Annotated in this window: 1 pseudogene; it reads right to left on the bottom strand. The window is 65.6% G+C overall.

Features of this window, described 5'->3' with window-relative positions:
* Positions 1–196, bottom strand: a pseudogene (locus B0684_RS14080) (hypothetical protein); the annotation flags it as partial.
* Between the last annotated feature and the right edge of the window lie 48 nt (positions 197–244).

Raw genomic sequence — 244 nt, 5'->3', positions numbered from 1 at the left:
AGCGCCTTCTCCCGGCCCGAGAACCCTTCCGCAAGGGGCTCCATACGGGAGGGGAAGGTCAAAACCGACCGTATCCCACGCTTCTGCCTAACCATAGGCATCGCCGCCCGAAAGCCCCCGGCGCCCGCTTCGCGGGCGCGGCACGCCATGGCCAAAGGCCGAGCGTGCCGAAGATGCTCGAAGACCTAGCCATCATCCACTGGCAAGAACGCTGGGATAGCCGTTGTTTGGACCTGCCTCCCCG

The sequence above is a fragment of the Thioalkalivibrio versutus genome (genome assembly GCF_001999325.1).
Lineage (GTDB): Bacteria > Pseudomonadota > Gammaproteobacteria > Ectothiorhodospirales > Ectothiorhodospiraceae > Thioalkalivibrio > Thioalkalivibrio versutus.
This window is presented reverse-complemented; position numbering and strand designations above follow the sequence as displayed.